A 22,506-nucleotide genomic window follows, 5' to 3' on the forward strand; every position below is an offset into this window, starting at 1 on the left:
CCGGCATCACTGGATCAGGCCCGCGGCCCGGGCTGCGGCCTCGATGCCGTCGTAGTTTTCCGGCCGGGTGGGAATGTACTTGGCGGTCCGCTGCAATGCCATGATCTCCCGGTGCTCGGGATTGGCCGGGTCAAGCCGCAGGAACGCTTCGGTCAGCTTCTTGCGCAAGGCCGGATCGAGCCCGCCGCGCACGGTCCAGTTGTAGTCGTAGTAGGGCGGTGTGACAGCAAATACCCTGACCTTGGCGAGATCCACCTTGCGTTGCTCCACCAGCTTGTCCCACACCGAGGCATTGAGCACGCCGGCGTCGGCCCTGCCGGCCTGCACAAAAGCCACCGTCGCATCGTGGGCGCCCGAATAGGCGACCGTCTTGAAGTCCTTGTCCGGGTCGATGCCCGCCTGCAGCAGGAAGTGCCGTGGCATCAGGTGGCCGGAGGTAGAGGACGGCGCGCCGAAGACGAAGGTGTGGCCTTTGAGGTTGGCCAGTGACTTGATCGCGCTGTCGGCGGTGATGAACTTGCTGGTGAACGCGGCATCTTCCTGGCGCTGGACGATGGGGATGGTGGCTCCCTTCGTCCGGATCTTGCTCTGCACATAGGTAAAGCCGCCCAGCCACGCCATGTCGATCTTGCCGGTGGCCAGCGCTTCGACCACCGCAGCGTAGTCCGTGACGGGCACGAACTTCACCTTCATGCCGGTTTCCTTCTCCAGGTAGTTGCCAAGCGGCGCGAACTTGCGCTGCAGTTCGGTGGGGGACTCGTCGGGAATGGCCGAGACCTTCAGGACAGCCTGGGCACTGGCGAGGCCGGCAAAGCCCAGCAGGGTCAGCGCGGCAAGGCGCTTAAGCAACGGCAACACGGGCGGCACCTTGCGTCATTTCTCCGATCACGGCAGCGTCTGCGAAGCCTTCCCGGCTAAAGATCTCCAGGATCTCGTCCACGGCTTCCGGTGCGCACGACACCAGCAAGCCGCCGCTGGTCTGGGGATCGGTCAGCAGTGCCTGCTGGCTTGGCGTGACCGACGTGGACAGGTCCACCTCGCTGCCGTAGCTGACCCAGTTGCGCCCCGATGCGCCGGTCACCAGCCCTTCGGCGGCCATGCGCTCGACCCGCGGCAGCAGTGGAATCCGCCCCATGTCCAGCCGCGCGCCGACGCCCGCGCCACGACACAGCTCCAGCAGGTGGCCGAGCAGGCCGAAGCCGGTCACGTCGGTCAGCGCGTGGACAGCCGGCAATTCGGCCAGCAGTCGGCCGGGCGTGTTGAGTTTGGTGGTGCAGGCAATCAGTTCCTGATAGCCAGCCGCGTCGAGCTTGTCCTTCTTCACCGCGGCGGACAACACGCCCACGCCCAACGGCTTGCCGAGGATCAGCTTGTCGCCCGCCTTGGCGCCGCTGTTCTTCTTGACCCGGTTCGGGTGCACCAGACCAAGGACCACCAGCCCGTAGATCGGCTCAAGGGAATCGATGGTGTGGCCGCCCGCGACCGGGATGCCCGCCTGGGCGCAGATCGATTCGCCGCCTTCGAGGATCTTGCCGATGACCTCGGGCGGCAGCTTTTCGATGGGCATGCCGACCAGCGCCAGCGCCATGATCGGGGTTCCGCCCATGGCATAGACGTCGGAGATGGCGTTGGTGGCGGCGATACGCCCGAAATCGTACGGATCGTCCACCACCGGCATGAAGAAGTCCGTGGTGGCGATCAGGGCCTGGCTCTCATTGAGCTGGTAGACCGCCGCGTCGTCGCTGGTTTCCTTGCCGACCAGCAGGGCTGCCGGAGCAGGGAAGCCGACCGAATTCCTGAGGATTTCAGAAAGCACACCGGGGGCGATCTTGCACCCACACCCGCCGCCGTGGGAAAAGGCGGTGAGCTTGATCTTTGCGTTGTCTGGCTGGTCCACTGCGGGGCTCCGAGTCATTCTGGTTTCAAGGCGTCGGCGACAAGTTTACTCACTTCCGCCCGTTCCCGCGCCGGCGCGAACAGCGGCGCGCGAATTGCGCATTGCTGCCGCAGGCGGTCCAGGAACCCGGCATCCCGGCTGGTGCGTTCCAGCACCAGTGCCAATTGCGCGGCGTCACCCAACGGAAAATAGCCTTCGTAATCACGGCCCAGCATGCCGACGTTGCCCGGGATGCGGCTGGCCAGCACCGGCACGCCACTGGCGACGGCCTCGATGATCACGTTGGCGCCGCCTTCCATGGCGCTGGAGATCACCATGGCCTGTGCTTTCCGGATGTGCTGCAGGGTTTCGTCATGGGGCAGGTTTCCCAGCCAGACATAGCGCCGCACGCCGGGCCAGGCTCGTGCTTCCAGCGCCAGGGCCTCCTGCTGATAGGCGTCATCCAGCGCGCCGCCGATGTGGATCAGGCGCACGCGCGAATCGTCGGGAAGCAGCGAGAGCGCGCGCATGGGCGTCAGCGGGTCTTTTTCCGCCCGCATGTGGCCGACCAGCACGACCTCGAAGTGATTCTGGCGGGGCGCCGCGGGCGCGCATGCCGGGGCAGACTGGTAGATCACCCGGCACCGGGCGCGATGCGCGGCCGCCAGTTCGGCCAGCCCTTCGTCCTGCAGCACCACCAGGTGGGTGGCGAGTTCGAGCGAGCGCTGGGCCGATGCATCGGTGCGGATGTCGCGGTACAGATCGGTGCCGGTCAGCACGACGATCAGCGCACGATCCGGACAAGCCTCGGCGAACCTGGCGATGGACTCGGCCGAGCGTCGGGCGTGCAGGGCGATGAGGCAGTCGGGCAGGGCGCCGCCCGGGCTGGCCGTCGACCATTCAGCGGCCAGCGTGACATCGTAGTCCCCCTGCAGGAACCGGGCCCAGCGATTGGCGGTTTGCCAGTTGCCATTGTTGGCTTTGCGCAGCGCTGGACTGATAATCGCGACGGTGGCCTTGGGAGGACGCATGACGACAGGTTCTGAGGGGGCGGCAGCAAGAAGGATAAACAAGTTCGAGCTGGATGCGGCGTTTGCCGATGCGCACCGGCGCACCTGGGCCGTGCTTGAGGAGCTGTCGCCGTCCCAATGGCAGGTTCCGTATGACGCGGGAATCAATCCGCCTTTGTGGGAGTATGCCCATATCGCCTGGTTCACGGAGCAATGGGTGCTGCGGGAGCCACGTGCCGGCCAGGACGGCTGCTGGGTGGCCAGCCTCCCGTCCATGCTGCCGGACGCCGACCGCCTCTTCGATTCCATGCGCGTCGCCCACCGGGACCGATGGCATCTTGCGCTGCCCCGGCTCTCCGAGATTCGCGACTACGCAGCCGCCGTGCTGGAGCAAGTTCGCGCCAGGCTCGCCACATCGGACGATACGGACGCGGCGCTCTATTTTTTCCGGCTCGCCTTGTTCCACGAAGACATGCATGCGGAGGCGCTGACCTATATGCGCCAGACGCTCGATTATCCGCTGCATGCCCCGCTCGGCATGCCTTCCATTGCGCCAGGCGCCGGCGCGGCAGCCGCGGGCGGCGGCACGTTCCAGATGGGGTTGCCCAGCGGGGCCGACGGGTTCGTCTTCGACAACGAGAAGTGGTCCCACCCGGTCCCCATCGCCCCGTTCCGCATCGATCGCACTTGCGTCAGCAATGCCGCATTTGCGGAGTTTGTGGCCGCCGGCGGCTACCGCGACCGTCAATGGTGGTCCGACGACGGACGCGCATGGCTGCAACAGAGCAGGCTGGCGCATCCGGTGCGCTGGCGCCGGACAGCCGGCGGCGCCCCGGGGCAATGGGCGTTGCGCTGGTTCGGGCAGTGGGTGCCGCTGCCGCTCGAGCAGCCGGTGTGTCATATCAATGCCTACGAGGCGGAAGCCTATTGCCGCTGGGCCGGCAAGCGCTTGCCCACGGAAGCCGAATGGGAGTATGCGGCAACGCATGACCTGATCCGCTGGGGTAGCGCCGTGTGGGAATGGACGGCAGATCCTTTCGTGCCCTATGCAGGGTTCTCGCCCGACCCCTACCAGGAATATTCCGCCCCCTGGTTTCACACGCATCGCTCGGTTCGCGGCGGATCGTTCGCCACCCATGCCCGCATGCAACATCCTCGCTACCGGAACTTCTACCTGCCGCACCGCAGCGACCTCTTCGTCGGATTCCGCTGCTGCGGTTGAGGAAGGAGGGCGTCTTCAGGTGATATCTACTATGCGGCTGACAACGACCTGACGATTGCCGGCTATCGAGCGATGAACCAGGCGGTGGCGACGAGCGAGTTCATGTTCGATATCAGCGGCTACCAGACCACGTTCGTGGCGAGCGCCGCGCTGTTGCTCGTGGCAGCGTTCCCTCGCCCTCCAGGGCGGGGAAGGATAGCGTGGGCAGGATAGCCGTCCCACTGCCGCCCATGCCGAATATCGGTTTCACTGCTCATCGGCCGAGAGTAAAATTCCGGCCATGCAACGCATCCAGGCCTTCAAGTACAAACTGATGCCGACCGGCGAACAGCAGCGCCAAATGCGCCGCTTCGCTGGCTCGTGTTCTTGTAGGCTTTTTCGAGGTCTTTGAGCGCATGTTGCAGCGGATGGACGGGCGCATCCTTTAGCCAAGCCGTCCCCAAGCAGTTGCGCCACGCCGTCAGATGCCGTGACAGGAGCGCGCCATGTCCGAAGCACTTCGCTACTCGCTTTGCCGATTCTTCATCGCCTGCTGCCTGGGTATCGCAGCTTGCGGAGGGGGCGGGGGAGACGGGGGCGGTGACGGCAGCACCGGCGCGGGCACCGGCACGCTGACGCTCTCCATCTCCGGCCTGCCATCCGGGACGTCGGCGGCCATCACGGTATTGGGGCCCGGCCAGTTCCGCCAGACCGTGACCCAGTCGACCACGCTGTCCAACCTGGCTGCTGGCAGCTATACCGTCAGTGCCGCCAGCGTGCTGACTGGCACCACGCTCCTCAAGCCGCAGCCGCCTTCGCAGACCGTGGCGGTGACCGCGGGCGGCCGTGCTTTGGCAAGCGTGGAATACGGCTCACCGGAAACAGTGCAGTTGTCGCTGACGCAGGTTGCCGGCGGGTTATCCGAGCCCATCTTCCTGACCGCGCCCCCCGGCGATCCGCGCCTGTTCGTGGTCGAGCGGGCCGGCCGCATCCGGATCGTGCGCAACGGCGCATTGGTCGCTACGCCGTTCCTCAATATCGCCGCGCTGACGACGACCGATGGCGAGCGCGGGCTGCTGTCGATGGCGTTCGATCCCAACTATGGGACCAACGGCCGCTTCTACGTCTATTACACCGACACCAATGGGGCCATCACCATCGCCCGCTACAAGGTATCGGCCGCGAATCCGGATATCGCCGAGGCATCCGGCACCGTGCTGCTGTCGATCCCGCACGGCACCTTCTCCAACCATAATGGCGGCCAGCTCGCGTTCGGCCCGGACGGCATGCTCTATATCGGCACGGGCGACGGCGGTGGCGGTGGCGATCCGTCGGGCAACGCCCAGAACCCGGGAACGCTGCTCGGCAAGATGCTGCGCATCGACGTCAGCGGCGCATCCGGCTACGGCTTGCCTGCCGGCAATCCCTTCGTCGGCCAGTCCGGCAGCCGCGGCGAAATCTGGGCTCTCGGCCTGCGCAATCCGTGGCGGTTCACGTTCGACGCCGGCTTGCTGTATATCGCCGATGTCGGCGAGGACCAGCGCGAGGAAGTCGACGTGGCGCCGGCCACCAGCGCTGGCCTGAACTACGGCTGGAACCGGACCGAGGGCACCGCCTGCGTGGGTGCGGCCACTTGCGACAAGACCGGGCTGACCATGCCGGTGTTCGAATACGGCCACGAAGCGGGCGCTTGTGCCATCGTCGGCGGCTATGTGTACCGGGGCAGTGCCAACCCGGTGCTGCATGGGCGGTACTTCTATTCCGACCTTTGCACGGGCAAGCTGCTGAGCTTCATGTATCGCGACGGGGTTGTCGCAGAACAGGTCGACTGGAACGTCACGATCCCGGGCAGTGTGTTCTCCTTTGGCGTGGATGACGCGCAGGCGCTGTACGTGCTGGCCGATCCGGGCACGTCGGCGACGAGCGGGCGGGTGTATCGGATCGATGTGTCGGGCGGCACGCCTTAACGGCGGGGCGCAGGAGCACTGCGCTTCGGGCAGGGGCTCCTGGCCGTTGAACCGCCGCGGACGTGCTGCTATGGCACTTTCCTGCACGCGCCCCTCATTGCTGCACGTGCATCACAGCAAATCGGCCAACCGCTGCCGGCATAGGCTCACGAACTGCTGTGCCGCCGTCGACTGGCCTTGTGCCGGATGGAATGCCAGGATTGCGCGGAATCGAACGGGAGCGGTGAGCGGTACGCTGCGCAGCCCGAGCGCTACGTAGCTACGGGCCACCAATGGATTGGTGATCGCAAGGCCAGCACCGGCCAGGGTCAGTGAGCACTGCGTGTGGCTGTACGGCGTTGTCGCCACGAAACGCGGCTCGATGCCGGACTCGGAAAAGCACGCTTCCAGCCGGCGTTGCGCAGGATCCGAAGCGTCCAGGCCGATCAACGGAACCTCGATCAGATCCTCGATGCCGACTTTCGCGCGCGCCGCGAAAGGATGCGTCGCGGGAGCGACGCAAACCGCCTGCACTGCGTAGAACTCGGACGCGGTCAGGCCGCTGGTGTCCGCCTCGTCGCCCATGAACGCGATGTCGAGTTCGCGCTGAAGCAGGCGCTCGCGCAAGCCCCTGGAGCTGTCGACCTCCAGCTGGCAGCGAACGCGGGGGTGGTTGTGGATGAAGTCCGCCACCGATGACGGCATCACGCTGGAGGCCATGGCGTGCAAGGCGCCGACGCGCAGGACCGTATCTTCATAGGAACGCAGCTGATCAATTTTGCGCTGCACGGCGTCGAGGCCGACATAGACGCGCTCGACCTCGTCGATCAAGGACGCCGCCTCGGGCGTGGGCACCATACGCCCTTTGCTTCGGTCGAACAGCCTTAACCGCGCTGCCTGTTCAAGCTGCAGCACGATCTGTGTCACGGCGGGCTGGCTGATGTGCAGGGCTTCGGCGGCCCGGCGTGCCGATCCCAGGCGCATGACCATGCGAAACACCTCGATTTGCCGGGCGCTGATCACGATGTCGGTGGCTGTCCCCATACCCAATCCTATAAGTTTTGCTTAATTCGATAATCGGAATGCCTGCGCTGCCCGGGCGTGACATCACATAGACTCGGGTCATGACCACTTGGGCTTTTATCATGCGCGCCAGCCGCTATCCGCATCCGACCGAAGCGCTTGTCAATCCGGCGATGCATGCCCTGCAATGCATTACCTGCCACGCTCAATATCCAGTCAGCGACATGCCGGAAGGGTGCCCGAACTGCGCAAGCGCCGGCCGGCCCAGCAGTCTCGAAGTTGCCTACCAGCCCCACGCACTGGATTTTGCACCAAGAAGCGGAAGTTATACATGGGGGCATTGGCAGCCGTACCTGGAAGGTGTGTCTTTGGGGGAGGGCACCACGCCATGCGTACCGGTGCCAACCCTGGCGTCGCTGGCGGACGTGGCGTCCGTCTGGATCAAAAATGAAGGCGCAAATCCGACCGGCTCGCACAAGGATCGCATGTCGGCGCAGGCCGTAAGCCGGGCGCTGGATATCGGCGCGAGCGAGGTGGTGCTGGCGTCAAGCGGCAACGCCGCAGTCTCGGCCGCGGCCTATTGCGCCGCCGCGGGACTGGACTGCGAAGTCGCGACCTACCAGGCGCTTCCGTCCGTTTTCGATGCCGCGTTGCGTTACTACGGTGCGCGGCGTGTCATCTGCGACAACGGTCACGCGCGATGGGCGCATGTCCGCCGCCGCGTCAGGGAAGAGGGAGCCTTTGCGCTGACCAACTACAGCGTGCCCGCGGTGGGTAGCCCGGTATTTGGTGTGGAAGGCTACCGTGCTGTCGCACTGGAGTGGGTGGCGCAAGGATGCCGCCCCGACCATGTCATGGTGCCGACGGCGCGGGGGGATCTGTTGTGGGGCATCTATAGCGCGCTACGGGACCTGGTCGCGCTGGGGCACCTTTCGAAGCTGCCCCGCCTCTGGGCGATCGAGCCGTTCCCGCGGCTGTCGCGCGTGCTGGCGGGCGCGCCGCAGCAGTCGGACTTCCCGGGCACGACCCAGCAATTCTCCACGGCCGGCTCGACCGTGACCGCGCAGCAGGTCCACGCCGTCAGGCAATCGGGCGGCGGCGCGGTTGTCATCGACGACGCGGCAGCACGCGATGGCACCCGCGGTCTCGCTGCGGCCGGATTCTGGGTCGAGCTGTGCGCGGGCGCGGGGTTTGCCGCGACGCAAGCACTGCGCGCCGACGGGCGCATCGCCAGAACGGAAGCAGTCATGCTGATGCTGACTGCACGCGGCGATCGCGATCCGGGACAAGCTTGATTTACAGACAATTTTCGGAGCCACCCATGAACTTGCGTTCTCTGTTGACTGCCGTCACATTCGGCCTCGCGGCTCAGGTACCGTCGGCCCTGGCCGCCTACCCTGAAAAGCCGATCCGATTGATCGTGCCCTGGGCTGCCGGCGGCAGTACCGATGCGCTGGCCCGTGCGGTCGCGCAGCGAATGAGCGAATCGATGGGCCAGCCCGTGGTCGTCGACAATCGTGCCGGCGCCTCCGGCCGCATCGGCGCCGACATCCTGGCAAAGTCGGCTCCCGACGGCTACACGCTGGGCGTCATCGAGCTGGCTCATACCGTGGCGCCGTCAGTGTTCCGCCAGATGCCATACGACGTGTTGCGCGATTTCACGCCGGTTTCACTGCTCGGCGAGGCGCCGCTCATCCTGTTCGCGGACAGCACGCACTATCGCGCTGGCGACGTCCAGCGCTTCCTTGCGGACTCACGCAAGGCAGGAACGCCGCTGCAGCTTGCCACCAGCGGGAACGGCACGATCAGCCATCTGGCCGCCAAGATGCTTGAAGCACAGGCGGGCATCCCGGTCGATGCCGTACCGTACCGGGGCTCGGCGCCCGCGCTGACCGATGTGTCCGCGCAACTGGTCAAAGGCCATTTCGCCACGCTGGCAAGCGGCAGCAGCCTGCTTGGCGGTGGCAAGATCGCGGCCTTGATGGTGACGGGCCCGGTGCGCGTGCCTTCGCTTCCCGGCGTGCCGACCGCAGCCGAAGCCAGGCTGCCGGGAATGCAGGTCAGCCAATGGTGGGCCCTGGTGGCTCCCGCGCGGGCACCGTCTGCCGTCGTGAGCAGGCTTGCGGACGAAGTCCGCGCGGCATTGGCGAATCCGCAGACCAAGGCACGGCTCGACAGCCAGGGTATCGACCTCAAGGCGTCCTCGCCTGCTCAACTCGGAGACCGGCTGCGCGCAGAGACGGATCGCTGGGCGAATCTGGCTAAGCAGGCTGGCATTCAACCCGAATGACTAGACCTGGACAAGCGCCTGGATCCTGGCATGGGGAGTCTATATCGGCCCGCGTCGTGACCGCCACAACATGACGGCTGGCCCAGTTGCTGAAAATGCCTGCTCTGGGAGCGGTGAAAACCCCGGCATCTTCTCGACTTCGTTCCCATCTGGATCGACGTATCCGACCGGTAATACGCCAGGCAGGTGAAATGACGGGCCATACCCGCGTTGGCTGCGGCTGAGCATGGTGCCCTTACAATGCCGATGGTTCAGATCGACTGGTAAGTGCAAACAGGTGTCATGCAAAGCAAGAGCAAAGCAACTCTCATCGGGCTCATCGCGATTCTGTTATGGAGCTCGATTGTCGGCCTGATTCGCGGTGTCAGCGAAAACCTTGGGGCAACCGGTGGGGCGGCAATGATCTATACCGTCGCCTCGGCCCTGCTCTTGCTGACAGTCGGTTTCGTCAGAATGCAGGATTTTCCCCGGCGCTATCTGGTTTGGGGAAGCATTCTGTTCGTTTCCTACGAGCTGTGTCTTTCCTTGTCCATTGGCTACGCGAACAGCAGCAGGCAAGCCATTGAGGTGGGGATGGTCAACTACTTGTGGCCGAGCTTCACCATGCTGTGTGCCATCGCATTCAACAAGCAGAAGGCCAACTTGCTGATCATTCCCGGCTTCCTGATCGCCATTCTCGGGATCTGCTGGGTGCTTGGCGGGGATCAGGGCTTGGACTTGGCCGGGATGGCGGAGAACATCCAGGACAATCCGCTCAGCTATGGGCTGGCCTTCCTTGGTGCCCTGATCTGGGCGGCATATTGCACTGTGACCAACCGGATTGCCGAAGGCAGGAATGGCATCACGCTGTTCTTCATGCTGACAGCGCTGGCGCTGTGGATCAAGTATTCCGCCACAGAGAGCGGGACGATGGAATTCAGCTATCAGGCAGTGATTTATCTTGCGTTGGCCGCCTCCGCGATGGGGTTCGGCTATGCGGCCTGGAATGTTGGCATCCTGCATGGCAATGTCACGGTCCTTGCTGGCGCTTCCTACTTCATTCCGGTGCTTTCCGCCGCCCTGGCGGCCATGCTCTTGCGTACACCCCTGTCGATCGCCTTCTGGAAGGGCGCATCCATGGTATGTGCCGGGTCGATCCTCTGTTGGCTGGCAACACGTGGGCAACGTTCCAAGGCACCTCCGTCGCCAGAATTACCGCGGTCGCGCCAACGTGTCCAGGAACCGTGAGTGCGCGCGACCGCGCTGTTTGATCAAGCAAGCAGCATCCAACTTATGATTCAGTCGGCCTGATGCCTGACTAGAAGCCAGCGACCAGGTCGTGAGCATTGGCTGGCTCGTCGATACGCAGCACCAGCTTGCTTGCCGCCTTGCCCGACTGCACCAGATCGAGCGCGCGCCCGGCCTGCTCCAGCGGCAGGCATTCGATGCGGGGCGGGCGCAGGCGCCCGCTGCCGAGCAGCGCCGCGATCTCGCGCAGCTGCGCGCCGCTGGGCATCTTGCTGAACGCCACCGCGGTGCGGACGCCGCGCTGCGTGGCTGCGGCAGGATCCGGGCCGTTGTCGCCGCTGACCAGCGTCAGGATGGCGACAAGGATGCCGCCGGGCCTGAGCAGGTCCATGCCGTTCGGCAGGGTGCCGCAGCCAACGGCGTCCAGTACCAGGTCGACGCCAGCCGGCGCCCATGCCTGCATCGCGGCAGCGATGTCGCCGCCACGGTAGTCGATTGCCAGGTCGCACCCGAGCGCCATCAGTTCGTCGCGTCGTGCCGTGCTGCAGGTGGCAGCGACGGTTGCGCCGGCCGCCTTTGCCAGTTGCACCGCAAACGTGCCGACCGCGCCGCCACCGCCATGAACCAGCACCGTCTGGCCTGGCTTGAGTCCGCCTTCGTCGAAGAGTCCGGTCCAGGCGGCCAGCGCCGGGGTCGGGACTGCCGCGGCCTCGGCAAATCCCAGGTTGTCGGGAATCGGCACCACGCAATCCTGGCTGACCGCGACGTACTCGGCATAGGAACCCCATTTGCCTGCGCCGACCGCGGTTTGCGCGAACACGCGCTGTCCCGGGACGAAGTCCTTGACGCCGCTTCCCACCGCTGCCACGACGCCGCTGGCATCGAATCCGATCACGAACGGAAAGCTATATTGCATGAAGTGGCTCAGATAGCCTTCACGGCATTTCCAGTCAGCGGGATTCACGCCGGCACAGGCCACGCGGATCAGGACTTCGCCGGCAGCGGGTTCCGGCGTCGGGAGGTCTCCAAGCCTGAGTACGTCGGGTCCGCCGGTACGGTCAATGACGACAGCGCGCATGCTCTTCTCCATGGGCTTGCTTTGCGGACAGTTCGTGGTTCAAACCGGGATGTGCCCAGGACGGGATCACTGGCGGCGGCAGCATGCCCTGACCATCAAGCGTACGGACGCTCAGTCCGTGCGCCAGCGGGAAGTGCAGGCTATGGGCGATGTGGCCGGTGCGCAGCCGGGCCGGCACGCTGCAGAGTGCAAGCGCCGTTTCCACCAGGTACTCCACTGGCTCGGTCGGATAGCCGTCCGGGATATAGCGCTCGCTGCCTGGCGTGCGGATCGCCGTGCTCGGCGCTACCGAATTGACCGCGATATTGTCGGCCTCCAGTTCTGCCGCCAGGCCCTCGGTGAACCGGTTGATGGCGGCCTTGACCGCGGCGTAGGCCGTGACCCCGCCAGCCCGGTCAAAATCCTGATACGGGCGAGCAGGCGACAGGGCGGTGACGGAGCCCAGGTTCAGGATCCATCCCGCGCCGCGCGTGCGCAGCAGCGGGATCGCTGCGCGGCTGAGCACGAAGGGGATGCGCAGGTAGTGCTCGACCGTCCGGTCGAAGATTTCCAGCGGCATCGATTCGATGCCGCTGTATTCCGCCATGCCCGCATTGTTGACCAGGATGTCGAGACCGCCCGCGGCGCTTGCCGCCTGCGCCACCAGGTCGTCGCGCTGCGCCGGGTCTTCGAGATCCGCCGCCAGCGCGATGGCACTGCCCCCTTGCCGCCGGATCTGGCTCACTGTCTCGGCCAGCGTGCCAGGCTCGTCGTCGGACTCGCCTGCGCGCCGTGCCGTGGCAACCACCAGCGCGCCCTCCGCCGCGAAGCGCTGCGCGATGGCGCGGCCGATGCCGCGGCTGGCGCCGGTCACGAGCGCAATCTTCCCTGTCAGTTTTCCGTGTGCGGTCATGGCGCGTATTCCTCTGTGCGGTTGTGGTTGGCAATCAGGCTTGTCGCGAGCGGGCAGAAGGCATGGGAGATCGCCTGGACTGTCCATTCGGGAAACTCGGGGTCGAACCATCGGTCGACATGGCCCCAATGAAAGGGGTGCATCAGGTATTCGCCCAGCAGGTCGTCCGCGCTGGCGAACTCCTGCTGCCAGACATGGGTCCAGGCGCCGGGCGACAGGGCGCGGGCAAGGCGCCAGTTGCGGATGCCGGGCATGTACTCGGGCATCCGCAGCAGGTCCTGCTCAAGTGCGCGGACCTGCCGGTCCGGCGCTTCAGGCCGGACCCGGAACATCAGCGTGCGCCAGATCCCGTGGCGCAGCTGAGGGGCGCGCAGACCGCCCGAGATCGGCTGATAGGCGACGCTATCCACCTCCGCCATGCCGGCCAGCGCGGTGGCCAGGCCGGTGTCGTGACCGGGCGAGCCGGATGAAGTCGCGTCGAATTGCAGGTCGAGCGTGTAGTCGCCAGCGCCCCAGCTTCCCGCCAGGTTCCGGCCAATCGCCACATCGCGCAGGCCCGGCAGCGTTTCAATCCGCGCAAGCAGGGCTTGCTCCTGTGTGCACGTCCCGGCGCTGAAGCCGGCGTGCAATCGCACCTGTGCTGTCTCAAGCCGCATCGCTATGCTCCTTGCGCCGGGTCAGCGCAGCTGTCGCATCGGCCATCACATGGCGGCGGCGGGCTTCACACAGCGTGCCGACTGTCGACCAGAAGGCTAGGGCCGGAGCGTCGATGCTTGCGCGCATGGTGTAGTAAGCCGGCGCATCCGCCACTTGCCACAGCAGCCACAGCGTATTGGGTGCATCTTCCAGCGCCACGGGCGGCGACACCCAGCGCTGCAGCAGTGCCAGGCCCCTGGCGGCGCTGCCGGGCAGGTACTGGTTTTCCAGCAGGCTCAGCACAGTGGGCAGGTGCCCGGGCGCGAGCACGATTTCATCGAGTATGTGGATCACGGTGTGTCTCGCGCGACGCAGGCGTGGCAGCAAAGCTGCGATGCCGGAGCCGGGGGTTTGCGGGAGGGAAGCGCGGTCATGGGTTGTCCCGTATAGCCATGGTGTTTGTGGCATGGCAACCTCCATCGCCCAGGCCGTGCAGCAAGCTGCCGCGCGGGTGGAAGTGCCGGGATGATTATGGGAGGCCAGGCCGCACCGGATCCCCACCCGAACGATCAACCATCGCTACCGAAGCAATCACGACCAGCGACCATGAATGCCCACATACCGGGGAATCCCGTACCTGTTCCGCACGGCATGGTGCAGCGCCTGCTGGACGAACTGAAGCGGCAGGGCGTCGAGGTTCCACCTGCCGCCGGCGCATCCGGGCATGCGCCGCCCGCCAGGTTCACCGCGCTCTACCGCGCCGCGATCGAGCGGCTGGAAGCCCTGGTCGCCAAAGGCAACGGCCACCCCCCGATGCGCAAGCAGGAAGTGGACTTGCTGTGCCGTTGCGTCTTGAGCAGCCAGACGCTGAGGGAGGCGATCCGCTGCGCGGCCGACTTCTGCGCGATGCTGTATCCGCGCGCCGGTGCGCTCAGCCTCGGGCAAAGCGCAGGCCAGGCGGTGTTCCGCATGGATTCGCTGCGGCGTGCGAACTCCTCCGCGGCTTGCCTGGTGGATCTGACCGGGCTCTTCTTCTATATGCTGCTGTTCGGCTGGCTGGTCGGCCAGCCGCTACGCCCGACCCACGTCTACCTGGCGCATCCCCGGCGCGAGGACGCCATGCCTTTCCTGGGCTTGTTTCATGCCGCGGTGACGTCCGGGACCCAGACCTACGGATTCGAATTCGATGAGGCCTTGCTCGACCGCCCGGTCGTGCGCCAGGCCGCGGAGCTCGATGCCTTCCTGGAAGACTTTCCTTACCGGCTGATCGGTGCGCCGGTCGAGGTCGTATCACTGAGCCAGCAGGTGCACGGCATCCTGCATGCAGCGCTGGTGCATGGCGCGCGGCTGCCGACGCTGGCTGAGCTGGCCATGCGCTTTGATGTGAGCGAACCGACCCTGCGCCGCCGTCTCGCTGCCGACGGCAGCAGCTACCGGGTGCTGCGCGAACACAGCCTGCAGGAATACGCCGAACAATGCCTGTGCACGACCAACTGGCCGGTAGGAAGAATCGCGGAGCAGCTTGGCTTTGCCAGCGAGGAAGCGTTTCGCCGGGCGTTCCAGCGCTGGACCGGGCATGCGCCGACGCGCTTCAGGCGGGAAAGCAGGGGTGAGGTGGTGAACGGGAGTTGGTGAAGCGGTAATTCCAGCTGTCGGCGATAGAGAACAGGCTGCGCGCGCCCGTTACCTGCGACGCGGCAGACGCACGTCAAACGTGGTCCCTGTCTGGTCGGAGCGCGCCTCGATCGATCCCTGATGGGCCTTGGTAATCTCGCTCACTATATACAGCCCGAGTCCCAGGCCGTCCGCGTTTTTTTGCTCCTGATCCGGGCCTCTCCTCAGCGGGTCAAAAAGGCGCTGCAGCGACAGCGGGTCAATGGCGGGACCACTGTTCCTGACCTCGAGACGGACTTCCGCGTCATGGCCGGTGACTACAACGCGGACCGGCTCGTCCGGCGCGCCGTACCTTATCGCATTGAGCACCAGATTAGAAAGCAGTTGCTGCAGGCGCGGACCGTCCCAAATACCCTGCACGTTGTCCTTCACCTCAAGATCGATGCGGCGGGCCGGATGAGCTGTACGCAACTGGTCCACGGTATCGGCAACCAAGTCAGCCAGATCGACGTCGTCAGGCGTGATGTTGATACCCAAGCCGAGTTTCGTTCGGTTGAAATCGCACAGATCATTCAGAAGAGAATTCATGCGGGAACCGCTTCGAATCAGCCGGGCTGCAGCTTCCGATACCTTCTCCCCCGCGTTCAGCGCCGCCAGATATGAGGCGGTCGTCTGGATGGACTGCAGTGGGCTGCGCATATCGTGCCCAACCATGCCGAGCAACAGGTCGCGAGCCTGCTCTACCTCCGAATGGAAAAAATCCACGGACTCCGCGACTGCCTGGTCGATAGCCTCGTTGAACCGCATTACTTCGTCCAGATCCGGGGCGGCCGACTGACATTCGTCAATCCACAAGCGCAGCACGCTGGCGCGCAGCGCCCGGTACTCAGCGACCAGTTGATTGATGTTGAAGCCACCGCGCGCGCGCATGAGGGCGTGTGTTTGTGCAGCGGTTTCCGGCGCACCGAGTAGCCTGGGGGCCTGCCCCATTGATTTTTCGCGTTGAGCTTCCCTCGTTTGCGGGGTCAACAAATCCTTCGCTACGGCTTGCAGGATCTGCGGTGCGTGGTCACGCAGCGCGAAGGAGTCCATGCCTCTTGCGGCCGGCAGCAGGGTGGTCGCAAATTCCTCCCATGCCGCCACAATGCGCGCAGTGTCCCGCATGATGAAGTCAGCTAGCCGCATGTCTCCTCCTGAAGCAACCGAGCGAGCCCCCGGAAATGCACTCTTGGGAATTTATCTTAGGATAGTTGTCGGCGGTTCCAGTAGCGTCGGATACGGCCTTGAATGACCGATCCGGCACAAACGCCGGTTGACCGGCCATGGGGCGAAAGTGGTCTCCCGCAGGCCCCTGGCAGCCCCGTTCAGCGCCGTTGCAGGCCGCCTGACCTATGCTTCCTGACCGCACGCAGCACCAGGCCCGCAAGCACCGCGACGACCGCCAGGATGCCGACGGCGATGAGAAACGGTAAGGGCCGATCGATTGCCAGGCTTTCCCCGGCCACGACGATACCCAACGCATAGCCCGCTTCGGCGATGGCCATCGCGGCCAGGAATTTGCGGAAGGGGTAATGCATGGAGCCGAACAGATAACCGGGAATTTCCGACGGAACCGCGATACAGAACAGCAGCACCGCCCAGAACTTCATGCGCTGCGACACGTAGTCCTGGTATTTCGCCAGCTTGTCCTCGTAACCACTGCGGGCGAGCAATGGATAGGCCAGGCGGCCGATGCCGAAGGCGGCCACAGCGCCCAGCAGCCAGCCGCCCCAGAGCAGAACAATGGTGAGCGGCTTGCCCCACACCTCGGTGGCCGGCGGCACCAGGACCACGCTCGAGGCGAAGGCGAGCATGGCAGACACGGCCGAGAACAGGAAGAAGACCAGCGCGCCTGCCGCGGGGTGCTGTTCCATCGTCGCCCGCGCCCAATCGATGGCCTGGTCGACGAAGGCCTTGAACGGAGGCGACAGGACGACCAGGCCAATCAGCACCGCCGCGGCGCCGACTGCAAGCCAGAACCAGACGGGGCGCCGATTGGCAGACAATTTGCTCACCATACGAAATTAGAACCGCGGGCCGGGCCAAAGTTTCGAGGCGACTCTTCAGCTCGGTCCGCGGCACCCCCGAATGCGATGCGTTCGGCCCCGCCTCAGTCTTCCAGCTTCAGCCCGGTCTTCTTGACGAAGCTGTGCCAGCGCTCGTATTGCTCGCGCGCATAGCGGTCTACGGTGGGACCATCGGTGGCCATGACCTCGAAGCCGGCCGCGGTCAGCTTTCGTTTGGTTTCCGGGTCCGACAATGCGGTCTGGAAATCTTCCGTCAGTTTCCTGACGACCGCAGGTGGGGTGCCTGCCGGTGCGAAGATGCCGATCCACGAGTAGGCCTCGAAGTCCGGGAACCCGGACTCGATGACGGTTGGAACATCGGGCAGGTCGGGCAGGCGGCGCGCGCCCGTCACGGCCAGCGGCTTGATCTTGTTGGCAGAGATCTGGCCCTTCAGGGCCGCATAGCTCAGCAGCGTGATACTGGACACATTGCCCAGCACTGCCTGGACCGCGGGACCGCCGCCGGCGTAGGGCACGTGCATCAACTCGACCCGAGCCTGCCGCTTCAGGTCCTCGGCCACGAGATGGTTCATCGAGCCAAGCCCGGTGGAGGCGTAGCTGTATTTGGACGGCTCACGCCGCGCAGCGTCGAGGAAGCTGCGCAGGTCCTTGCCAGGAACGGTGGGCGATGCGCCGATCACGAGCGGGAAGCGCACGGCAAACGTGACGCCAGTGAAGTCCTTGAACGTGTCATAGGGGAGCCTGGACTTCGCCACGGGGTTGATCGCATGCGTATCGAAGGCGACCAGCAGGGTATTGCCATCCGGCGCGGAGCGAGCCACGTACTGGGTGGCGACCTGGCTGGCAGCGCCGGGCCGGTTTTCGATGACCACGGGCCGCCCGGCCGCCTCCGCCAGTTTCGGCTGGATGATGCGTGCGGCAATGTCGGTGCTGCCGCCGGGCGGGAAGGTGACCACCAGCTTCAGTGGCGTGGCATTGTCAGGCCCTGCTGCTGCCGTTGTCAGCGGCAGCAGCAGGCAGGCAAGGGCCACCACGCCGGCACCAAGCGCTTTCTGGCGGCCTGGTGCCGCAAGTCGGCTAGACATAGATACCTCTCCCATCGGATCAGATAAGCGTTCTGGACATGGCCTGGATGTCAGCCCATCCACTGGCTCACGGGTGCGGCGGTGTCCTGCAGTTCCTGTGAAATCACGTCGACCAGCGCCGGGCCATCATGCTCCAGCGCCGCGCGGATCGCGGCATCGAGCTGTCCCGGGTCTTCCACGCGCCAGGCCTTGACGCCGAACGCCTCGGCAACGCGCGCGTGGTCGGTGCGGCTGAAATCGACCGAGAAGTAGCGTTGCTCGTAGCCGGCCTTCTGGCTTGCCTTGATCCATCCATATACAGCGTTCGAGAACACGATCATCTTCAGCGGAATCCTGCGTCGCGTCAGCGTTTCCATCTCGCCGCAGGTAAAGCCGAAGCTGCCGTCGCCCATGACCGATACCACGGTCGCACGCGGGCGCCCAACGGCCGCGCCGATCCCGGCCGACATCGAGAAGCCAAGGGCGCCGTGGGCCCGGTTGGTGATGAAATGGCGCCCAGGCTTGCTGGCGTTGTAATACGCGGAGAAATACGGGCAGGGCGTGCCGGGGTCGGCCACCACGATGGCGTCATCCGGCAGCAGCCGGTTGAGCGCATCCACCACGCGCTCCGGCTTGATCGGCACATCGAGCGAGGCTGCCAGCGGTGCGAAGGCGGCGAGCTTGGCGGCACGCGCGGCACCGGCCAGCGCGGCGCCGTCGGCAGCGTCGGACGGGCGGTGGGCCAGGCGGTCGCTCACGGCGGTGTTGAGCGCCTTCAGGGCGAGCAGGGCATCGCCAACCATGGCGACGTCAGTGCGGTAGTTCGCGGCAATCACCATCGGATCCGCATCGAGATGCAGGATTGCGATGTCCCGCGACGGGAAGCGCCAATGCTCGGTGGTGGTCGAGCCGGCGCGGCAACCGATGAACAGCACGGCGTCGGCCTTGGCGACAATCTCGCGCGTGGCCATGATGCCGCCATTGGCACCGACCACGCCGGCATTCAGCGGATGGGTGTCGGCCAGGCTGCCTTGCCCGCTGACGGTGGTGCAGACCGGGGCATTCAGCATGCCGGCCAGCGCTTCCAGTTCTGCGCAGGCGCCAGAGATGACCACGCCACCACCGCAGATGATGACCGGCATGCGCGCTGCGACCAGCCGCTGCGCTGCCCGTTCGATCTCGGCCGGGTCCGGCGCATAGCGCATGGCAGGGAAGCGGTCGTGGCCAGGCTGCGCCCATACGTCGGCAACATCCACCTCATGCTTCTGCACGTCGTATGGCAAACACAGGTGCGCGGATCCGGGCTTGCCGGTGGTCATGGCGCGGAAGGCGCCGCGCACCGCGCCCGGGATCTGGTCGGCACGGTCGATCGTGGTGTTCCACTTGGTGAGGGGGCGGTACAGCGCTTCCTGGTCGAGTTCGGTCAGGGGGTACTTGCCGCGCGAGCCGACCGACACGTCCGAGGTAATCCCAAGCACAGCCACTGAAGATTCATTGGCCTCGACCAGACCCGGCAGCAAGTAGGTGGCTCCGCCGCCACTGGGCCCCTCGCATACGCCAACCTTGCCGGTTACGCGGGCATAGGCGTCAGCCATGTAGCCGGCGCTGCGCTCATCGCGCGTCAGGATGTGGTCAATGCCATGGTCGAGGCGGGCCATGGCGTCATAGAAGGGCAGGCTGGTATCGCCGCACAGCCCGAAGACGTGCTTTACACCATTCAGTTGAAGCATTCGGACCATGGCTTCAGCGCCGTTCATCTTCGTCATTCCAGGAGTCTCCAAGTCAGTGTCGGGCAGGCAAGATAAGAATACACTGAAGGATACAATTAAGTATACTTAAACTTGAAGGCATGGATGCGTCACCTGGCGGCTCGGCAGCGTCGGGTATGATCGCGGCCAACGAGGAATATCTATGCAAGCAACCAACGGCATGAAGCCGCTGATTTCCGCTGTCAGGCGCAAACGGGGATCCGATGTCATCAGTCGATTGCGCGAGATGGCGATTTCCTACGAGCTCAAGCCCGGCGAACGACTCAATGAGATCGAGCTGGCGGAACGCCTCGGCGTGAGCAGGACGCCAGTGCGCGAAGCGCTGACCCGCCTTGCCACCGAGGGCTTCCTGGTGGAGTCCAGCCGCGGCTATGTGCGCCGGCCGCTCGATATTCAGGAAATGCTGGACCTATACGAAGCACGCGTAACGATCGAGCGCGATTGCCTGCGCCTGGCGTTCGAGCGGGCCTCGGCCGAGAGCATCGAGGAGCTTGCGCGATACCTCGAGCACAGCAAGTCGGTGCCCGCAAATACCCCGATCCCGCAACTGGTGGAACTGGACGAAGGCTTTCACCTGCGCATCGCCGCCATGGCGGGCAACGCCGAACTCAAGCGGATGCTGGTCAGCCTGAACGAACGCATCCGGTTTATCCGCTGGATCGACATGGAGAATATCGGGCGCGATTCCACCCAGAGCGAACACGCTGAAATCGTTCACGCCTTGCAGGCGCACGACTGGGAGAAAGGGGAAAAATGCCTGACTTCGCATATTGCCTTGCGGCGCGAGCAGATCGTCGAGGCCATTGCGAAAGGCCTCACCAGGATCTACCTGGCGGAACAGCGCTAGCGGCCAGCCAATGCCGCCCCATCGGGCAGCCTAAGCTGTCTGGGCCGGTGCGGTCAGGCTCCCGCCATCGTTTCCGCACTGACTTCCCATCCTGCGTCTATGCCACCGGGCAGCATCTGGCCGCGGTCCTCGCCAACCTCGGCATCAGTCAGCTGATTCAGCTTTTCGTTCATGGCGACCAGTAGTTCCCGTTGCTTTTCGCCTGCCGCCAGGTTGTTCATCTCGAAGGGATCGGCCTGCAGATCGTACAGCTCCACGTCGTTGAACCGGTAGAGCTCCTCCAGGGTCTTCGGCTTGTTATGCTGCCTGGGAGAAAAGTACCGTGCAAAGCTATAGCGTCCATCGTAGACCGCACGCACCGCGCCGCGCTTCATCAGGTCCGGGCGGATACCGGCCTGCTTGAGCTGGTCGGGCTTGCCACCGCCCTGCAGATGGGCAACAGCCTTGAAAAGATAATCGCCATCCAGGTAGGCCAGCATGTTGTAGCAGAACAGCGCGCCATCGCGAATGGCGTTCGCTTCGGCTGCGTCAGGCTTTGCAAGCAAGCGGGAAAAATCCTTTCCCGGTAATCCCTTGACGATGGCTGCGCGCTTGTCAGTCGCGACGCCAGTCAATGCAACCAGGGTGGGCGCGATGTCCAGATGCGAGGTGACGGCGCGACACTGCTTTCCACCTTGATAGGCGGGATGGGCAATGACCAACGGCACGTTGTTCTGCTCCCGATAGGAGACGGCGCCTTTTGCATGGAGCTGGTGGGCACCGTCCATGTCACCGTGATCCGATGTCAGGATTACGATGGTCTTGTCGGAGAGCCCTGCAGCGTCAAGCTCGGCCAACAGGGCAGCGATATTCCGGTCGACATCCCGCATGCAGTTCAGGTAATAGTTGTGCCGGCGGCGCCAGCGCGCATCTTCATTTGGAATGGCTCCGACCAGGGCGTCATGCGAGCGCAGGAAATCGCGGTGTGCCGCAGGGCGCCCAGGCGCGTCAAGTGCCTGTTTCCGGCTTGCCGGCAGCGTGAATTGCCACTGCTTGCCGTATAGCGGGTCGGCCGGGTCGCGCGCGACATGTGCGAGGCCGCGCATTGCCTGAACCTCGGTGCCGGGCGCGTCGGTGTCGTAGAACATCACGTCGTGCGGGTTGACGAGGTTGACGGCCAGGAACCATGGCCTTCCCTGCGCCGCCAGCTCACGCCCTTTTCCGCGCAGCCAGCTCACACCCATTGCAGCAATCACCCCGTCGTGCAGGTACCCACCGCTGGTGTGGGCAATAATGTCGCCGATTCCGATGTAGTCGGAAAAGCCATAGGCTTCCATTTCCTGAGTGAAGATCTTGGTTGGCGTGCCAAGCTTGTTGACGGTCTCGAATTCCTTGGTGAGGTGCCACTTGCCCTTGTACGCCGTGTAATAGCCGGCGTCACGAAGCATGTCACCGAGCGTCCGTATCTCCGTTGACATGCTGCTAATCCACGGGAAGTTCGTGTTGTCGAACATCCGGGTGTGCTGGATGTGCTGGCCCGTGTAAAGAACTGAGCGGGACGGGGTGCAAACACATGAATTTATGCGGTGATTGACAAAGGTCGTACCGCGCTTCATCAAGCGATCATGTGCAGGCAGGCCATAGCCCTTGGGCAACTCGCCAGGTCGGAAGTAGCGCTCCTGGTCAACGAGGATAAACAGGATGTTGTACGGTCCCGAAGGCAGGCTCCCAGCGGCCTGGGCCGCGTCGCTTGCCCCCGCTGGCGCATCCTTGGCATCCGCGCCTGCGCCAAGACCCAGGGCGATGGCCCCAACCCCGGTAGTCAGGAGGAAATCGCGCCGCGTCAATGTGCCGCCAGGCTTGTTGTCGTTGCTCATTGGCTTCTCCCTGCCTGTTCGCGCGGCCCATGGCGGGTGGACGCTGTGCTGCCGCAGGCCCGCCCAGGCATGCGTAAGACAGTCTAGCAAGCACATTTTCTGCCGCCAAGG

20 protein-coding genes and 1 pseudogene are annotated in these 22,506 nt (G+C 64.8%); 8 read left to right on the top strand and 13 right to left on the bottom strand.

Annotated features, from left to right (window positions below; all coding sequences use genetic code 11):
- Positions 1-6: 6 nt before the first annotated feature.
- From AC3WLE_RS10875 to senB, 3 genes are read right to left on the bottom strand one after another with little or no spacing between them, the layout of a single operon-like run.
- Positions 7-858, bottom strand: coding sequence for a putative selenate ABC transporter substrate-binding protein (locus tag AC3WLE_RS10875; protein WP_492357184.1), 852 nt, complete (start codon positions 856-858; stop codon positions 7-9).
- Positions 842-1,915, bottom strand: coding sequence for a selenide, water dikinase SelD (selD, locus tag AC3WLE_RS10880; protein ID WP_492318079.1), 1,074 nt, complete (start codon positions 1,913-1,915; stop codon positions 842-844). The genes AC3WLE_RS10875 and selD overlap by 17 nt, the downstream gene beginning before the upstream one ends.
- On the bottom strand, positions 1,912-2,907 hold the full coding sequence (gene senB / locus AC3WLE_RS10885) for a selenoneine biosynthesis selenosugar synthase SenB (RefSeq protein WP_492357183.1): 996 nt from the start codon (positions 2,905-2,907) through the stop codon (positions 1,912-1,914). Before senB ends, selD begins: the two co-directional genes overlap by 4 nt.
- Between senB and senA the strand changes: the two genes are divergently transcribed.
- The 3 genes and pseudogenes from senA to AC3WLE_RS10900 all read left to right on the top strand — a co-directional run bounded on the left by senA (position 2,906) and on the right by AC3WLE_RS10900 (position 6,054).
- Positions 2,906-4,108: a selenoneine synthase SenA gene (senA, locus tag AC3WLE_RS10890; protein ID WP_492357182.1), complete on the top strand. Its 1,203-nt coding sequence runs from the start codon at positions 2,906-2,908 to the stop codon at positions 4,106-4,108. The genes senB and senA overlap by 2 nt on opposite strands.
- Before the next feature lie 280 nt (positions 4,109-4,388).
- Positions 4,389-4,472: pseudogene (locus AC3WLE_RS10895) on the top strand (helix-turn-helix domain-containing protein); the annotation flags it as partial.
- Positions 4,473-4,593: 121 nt separating this feature from the next.
- The gene (locus tag AC3WLE_RS10900; RefSeq protein ID WP_492363575.1) at positions 4,594-6,054 is read left to right on the top strand and encodes a PQQ-dependent sugar dehydrogenase; all 1,461 of its coding nucleotides are present in this window, start codon (positions 4,594-4,596) and stop codon (positions 6,052-6,054) included.
- A gap of 111 nt (positions 6,055-6,165) precedes the next feature.
- Here the strand turns inward: AC3WLE_RS10900 and AC3WLE_RS10905 are convergent, their stop codons facing one another.
- Positions 6,166-7,077, bottom strand: coding sequence for a LysR family transcriptional regulator (locus AC3WLE_RS10905; RefSeq protein ID WP_492318075.1), 912 nt, complete (start codon positions 7,075-7,077; stop codon positions 6,166-6,168).
- A 377-nt stretch (positions 7,078-7,454) separates the two neighbouring features.
- Here AC3WLE_RS10905 and AC3WLE_RS10910 point away from each other — a divergent pair, with 377 nt between their 5' ends.
- From AC3WLE_RS10910 to yddG, 3 genes are all read left to right on the top strand, one after another.
- Positions 7,455-8,351 carry a pyridoxal-phosphate dependent enzyme gene (locus AC3WLE_RS10910; protein WP_492318074.1) on the top strand — a complete coding sequence of 299 codons (897 nt, stop codon included), beginning with the start codon at positions 7,455-7,457 and terminating at the stop codon, positions 8,349-8,351.
- Positions 8,352-8,377: 26 nt separating this feature from the next.
- Positions 8,378-9,346 (top strand): tripartite tricarboxylate transporter substrate binding protein, encoded by a 969-nt coding sequence (locus tag AC3WLE_RS10915; protein WP_492351473.1) that lies wholly within the window; start codon positions 8,378-8,380, stop codon positions 9,344-9,346.
- A gap of 282 nt (positions 9,347-9,628) precedes the next feature.
- On the top strand, positions 9,629-10,573 hold the full coding sequence (gene yddG / locus AC3WLE_RS10920) for an aromatic amino acid DMT transporter YddG (RefSeq protein ID WP_492318072.1): 945 nt from the start codon (positions 9,629-9,631) through the stop codon (positions 10,571-10,573).
- A 70-nt stretch (positions 10,574-10,643) separates the two neighbouring features.
- On the opposite strand, the gene AC3WLE_RS10925 is transcribed toward yddG, so the two are convergent.
- Genes AC3WLE_RS10925 through AC3WLE_RS10940 form a run of 4 tightly spaced genes read right to left on the bottom strand, consistent with a single transcriptional unit; the run spans position 10,644 to position 13,533 of the window.
- Positions 10,644-11,651 (bottom strand): NADP-dependent oxidoreductase, encoded by a 1,008-nt coding sequence (locus AC3WLE_RS10925; RefSeq protein ID WP_492318071.1) that lies wholly within the window; start codon positions 11,649-11,651, stop codon positions 10,644-10,646.
- A complete protein-coding gene (locus tag AC3WLE_RS10930; protein WP_492318070.1) occupies positions 11,632-12,543 on the bottom strand; it encodes an SDR family NAD(P)-dependent oxidoreductase in 912 nt (303 codons plus the stop codon). Before AC3WLE_RS10930 ends, AC3WLE_RS10925 begins: the two co-directional genes overlap by 20 nt.
- Complete coding sequence (locus tag AC3WLE_RS10935; protein WP_492356319.1) at positions 12,540-13,199, bottom strand: Dabb family protein; 660 nt, start codon at positions 13,197-13,199, stop codon at positions 12,540-12,542. The genes AC3WLE_RS10930 and AC3WLE_RS10935 overlap by 4 nt, the downstream gene beginning before the upstream one ends.
- Positions 13,189-13,533, bottom strand: coding sequence for a hypothetical protein (locus tag AC3WLE_RS10940; RefSeq protein WP_492356320.1), 345 nt, complete (start codon positions 13,531-13,533; stop codon positions 13,189-13,191). The genes AC3WLE_RS10935 and AC3WLE_RS10940 overlap by 11 nt, the downstream gene beginning before the upstream one ends.
- A gap of 297 nt (positions 13,534-13,830) precedes the next feature.
- Between AC3WLE_RS10940 and AC3WLE_RS10945 the strand changes: the two genes are divergently transcribed.
- Complete coding sequence (locus tag AC3WLE_RS10945) at positions 13,831-14,814, top strand: AraC family transcriptional regulator ligand-binding domain-containing protein (RefSeq protein ID WP_492351532.1); 984 nt, start codon at positions 13,831-13,833, stop codon at positions 14,812-14,814.
- A gap of 48 nt (positions 14,815-14,862) precedes the next feature.
- On the opposite strand, the gene AC3WLE_RS10950 is transcribed toward AC3WLE_RS10945, so the two are convergent.
- The 4 genes from AC3WLE_RS10950 to AC3WLE_RS10965 all read right to left on the bottom strand — a co-directional run bounded on the left by AC3WLE_RS10950 (position 14,863) and on the right by AC3WLE_RS10965 (position 19,689).
- Positions 14,863-15,978, bottom strand: coding sequence for a sensor histidine kinase (locus AC3WLE_RS10950; protein ID WP_492356321.1), 1,116 nt, complete (start codon positions 15,976-15,978; stop codon positions 14,863-14,865).
- Positions 15,979-16,157: 179 nt separating this feature from the next.
- Positions 16,158-16,850 carry a TVP38/TMEM64 family protein gene (locus tag AC3WLE_RS10955; RefSeq protein WP_492351478.1) on the bottom strand — a complete coding sequence of 231 codons (693 nt, stop codon included), beginning with the start codon at positions 16,848-16,850 and terminating at the stop codon, positions 16,158-16,160.
- A gap of 92 nt (positions 16,851-16,942) precedes the next feature.
- The gene (locus AC3WLE_RS10960; protein WP_492351479.1) at positions 16,943-17,944 is read right to left on the bottom strand and encodes a tripartite tricarboxylate transporter substrate binding protein; all 1,002 of its coding nucleotides are present in this window, start codon (positions 17,942-17,944) and stop codon (positions 16,943-16,945) included.
- 50 nt (positions 17,945-17,994) lie between these two features.
- Positions 17,995-19,689, bottom strand: a complete 1,695-nt coding sequence (locus AC3WLE_RS10965; RefSeq protein WP_492356322.1) for a thiamine pyrophosphate-binding protein — start codon at positions 19,687-19,689, stop codon at positions 17,995-17,997.
- A 163-nt stretch (positions 19,690-19,852) separates the two neighbouring features.
- Here AC3WLE_RS10965 and AC3WLE_RS10970 point away from each other — a divergent pair, with 163 nt between their 5' ends.
- Positions 19,853-20,539 carry a GntR family transcriptional regulator gene (locus AC3WLE_RS10970; RefSeq protein WP_037025720.1) on the top strand — a complete coding sequence of 229 codons (687 nt, stop codon included), beginning with the start codon at positions 19,853-19,855 and terminating at the stop codon, positions 20,537-20,539.
- Between the two features lie 53 nt (positions 20,540-20,592).
- Here AC3WLE_RS10970 and AC3WLE_RS10975 read toward each other — a convergent pair whose 3' ends face one another.
- On the bottom strand, positions 20,593-22,395 hold the full coding sequence (locus tag AC3WLE_RS10975) for a sulfatase family protein (protein ID WP_492318063.1): 1,803 nt from the start codon (positions 22,393-22,395) through the stop codon (positions 20,593-20,595).
- Between the last annotated feature and the right edge of the window lie 111 nt (positions 22,396-22,506).

The sequence above is a fragment of the Cupriavidus sp. FW306-1B-F12B genome (genome assembly GCF_058781795.1).

Excerpts from the sequence above, each read along its gene's own strand:
- AC3WLE_RS10930 (WP_492318070.1), bottom strand. The coding sequence starts at position 12,543 with ATGACCGCACACGGAAAACTGACAGGGAAGATTGCGCTCGTGACCGGC.
- AC3WLE_RS10905 (WP_492318075.1), bottom strand. The coding sequence starts at position 7,077 with ATGGGGACAGCCACCGACATCGTGATCAGCGCCCGGCAAATCGAGGTG.
- AC3WLE_RS10925 (WP_492318071.1), bottom strand. The coding sequence starts at position 11,651 with ATGCGCGCTGTCGTCATTGACCGTACCGGCGGACCCGACGTACTCAGG.
- AC3WLE_RS10900 (WP_492363575.1), top strand. The coding sequence starts at position 4,594 with ATGTCCGAAGCACTTCGCTACTCGCTTTGCCGATTCTTCATCGCCTGC.
- AC3WLE_RS10950 (WP_492356321.1), bottom strand. The coding sequence starts at position 15,978 with ATGCGGCTAGCTGACTTCATCATGCGGGACACTGCGCGCATTGTGGCG.
- senB (WP_492357183.1), bottom strand. The coding sequence starts at position 2,907 with ATGCGTCCTCCCAAGGCCACCGTCGCGATTATCAGTCCAGCGCTGCGC.
- AC3WLE_RS10965 (WP_492356322.1), bottom strand. The coding sequence starts at position 19,689 with ATGACGAAGATGAACGGCGCTGAAGCCATGGTCCGAATGCTTCAACTG.
- senA (WP_492357182.1), top strand. The coding sequence starts at position 2,906 with ATGACGACAGGTTCTGAGGGGGCGGCAGCAAGAAGGATAAACAAGTTC.
- AC3WLE_RS10935 (WP_492356319.1), bottom strand. The coding sequence starts at position 13,199 with ATGCGGCTTGAGACAGCACAGGTGCGATTGCACGCCGGCTTCAGCGCC.
- AC3WLE_RS10975 (WP_492318063.1), bottom strand. The coding sequence starts at position 22,395 with ATGAGCAACGACAACAAGCCTGGCGGCACATTGACGCGGCGCGATTTC.
- AC3WLE_RS10915 (WP_492351473.1), top strand. The coding sequence starts at position 8,378 with ATGAACTTGCGTTCTCTGTTGACTGCCGTCACATTCGGCCTCGCGGCT.
- AC3WLE_RS10945 (WP_492351532.1), top strand. The coding sequence starts at position 13,831 with ATGGTGCAGCGCCTGCTGGACGAACTGAAGCGGCAGGGCGTCGAGGTT.
- selD (WP_492318079.1), bottom strand. The coding sequence starts at position 1,915 with ATGACTCGGAGCCCCGCAGTGGACCAGCCAGACAACGCAAAGATCAAG.
- yddG (WP_492318072.1), top strand. The coding sequence starts at position 9,629 with ATGCAAAGCAAGAGCAAAGCAACTCTCATCGGGCTCATCGCGATTCTG.
- AC3WLE_RS10955 (WP_492351478.1), bottom strand. The coding sequence starts at position 16,850 with ATGGTGAGCAAATTGTCTGCCAATCGGCGCCCCGTCTGGTTCTGGCTT.
- AC3WLE_RS10960 (WP_492351479.1), bottom strand. The coding sequence starts at position 17,944 with ATGTCTAGCCGACTTGCGGCACCAGGCCGCCAGAAAGCGCTTGGTGCC.
- AC3WLE_RS10970 (WP_037025720.1), top strand. The coding sequence starts at position 19,853 with ATGAAGCCGCTGATTTCCGCTGTCAGGCGCAAACGGGGATCCGATGTC.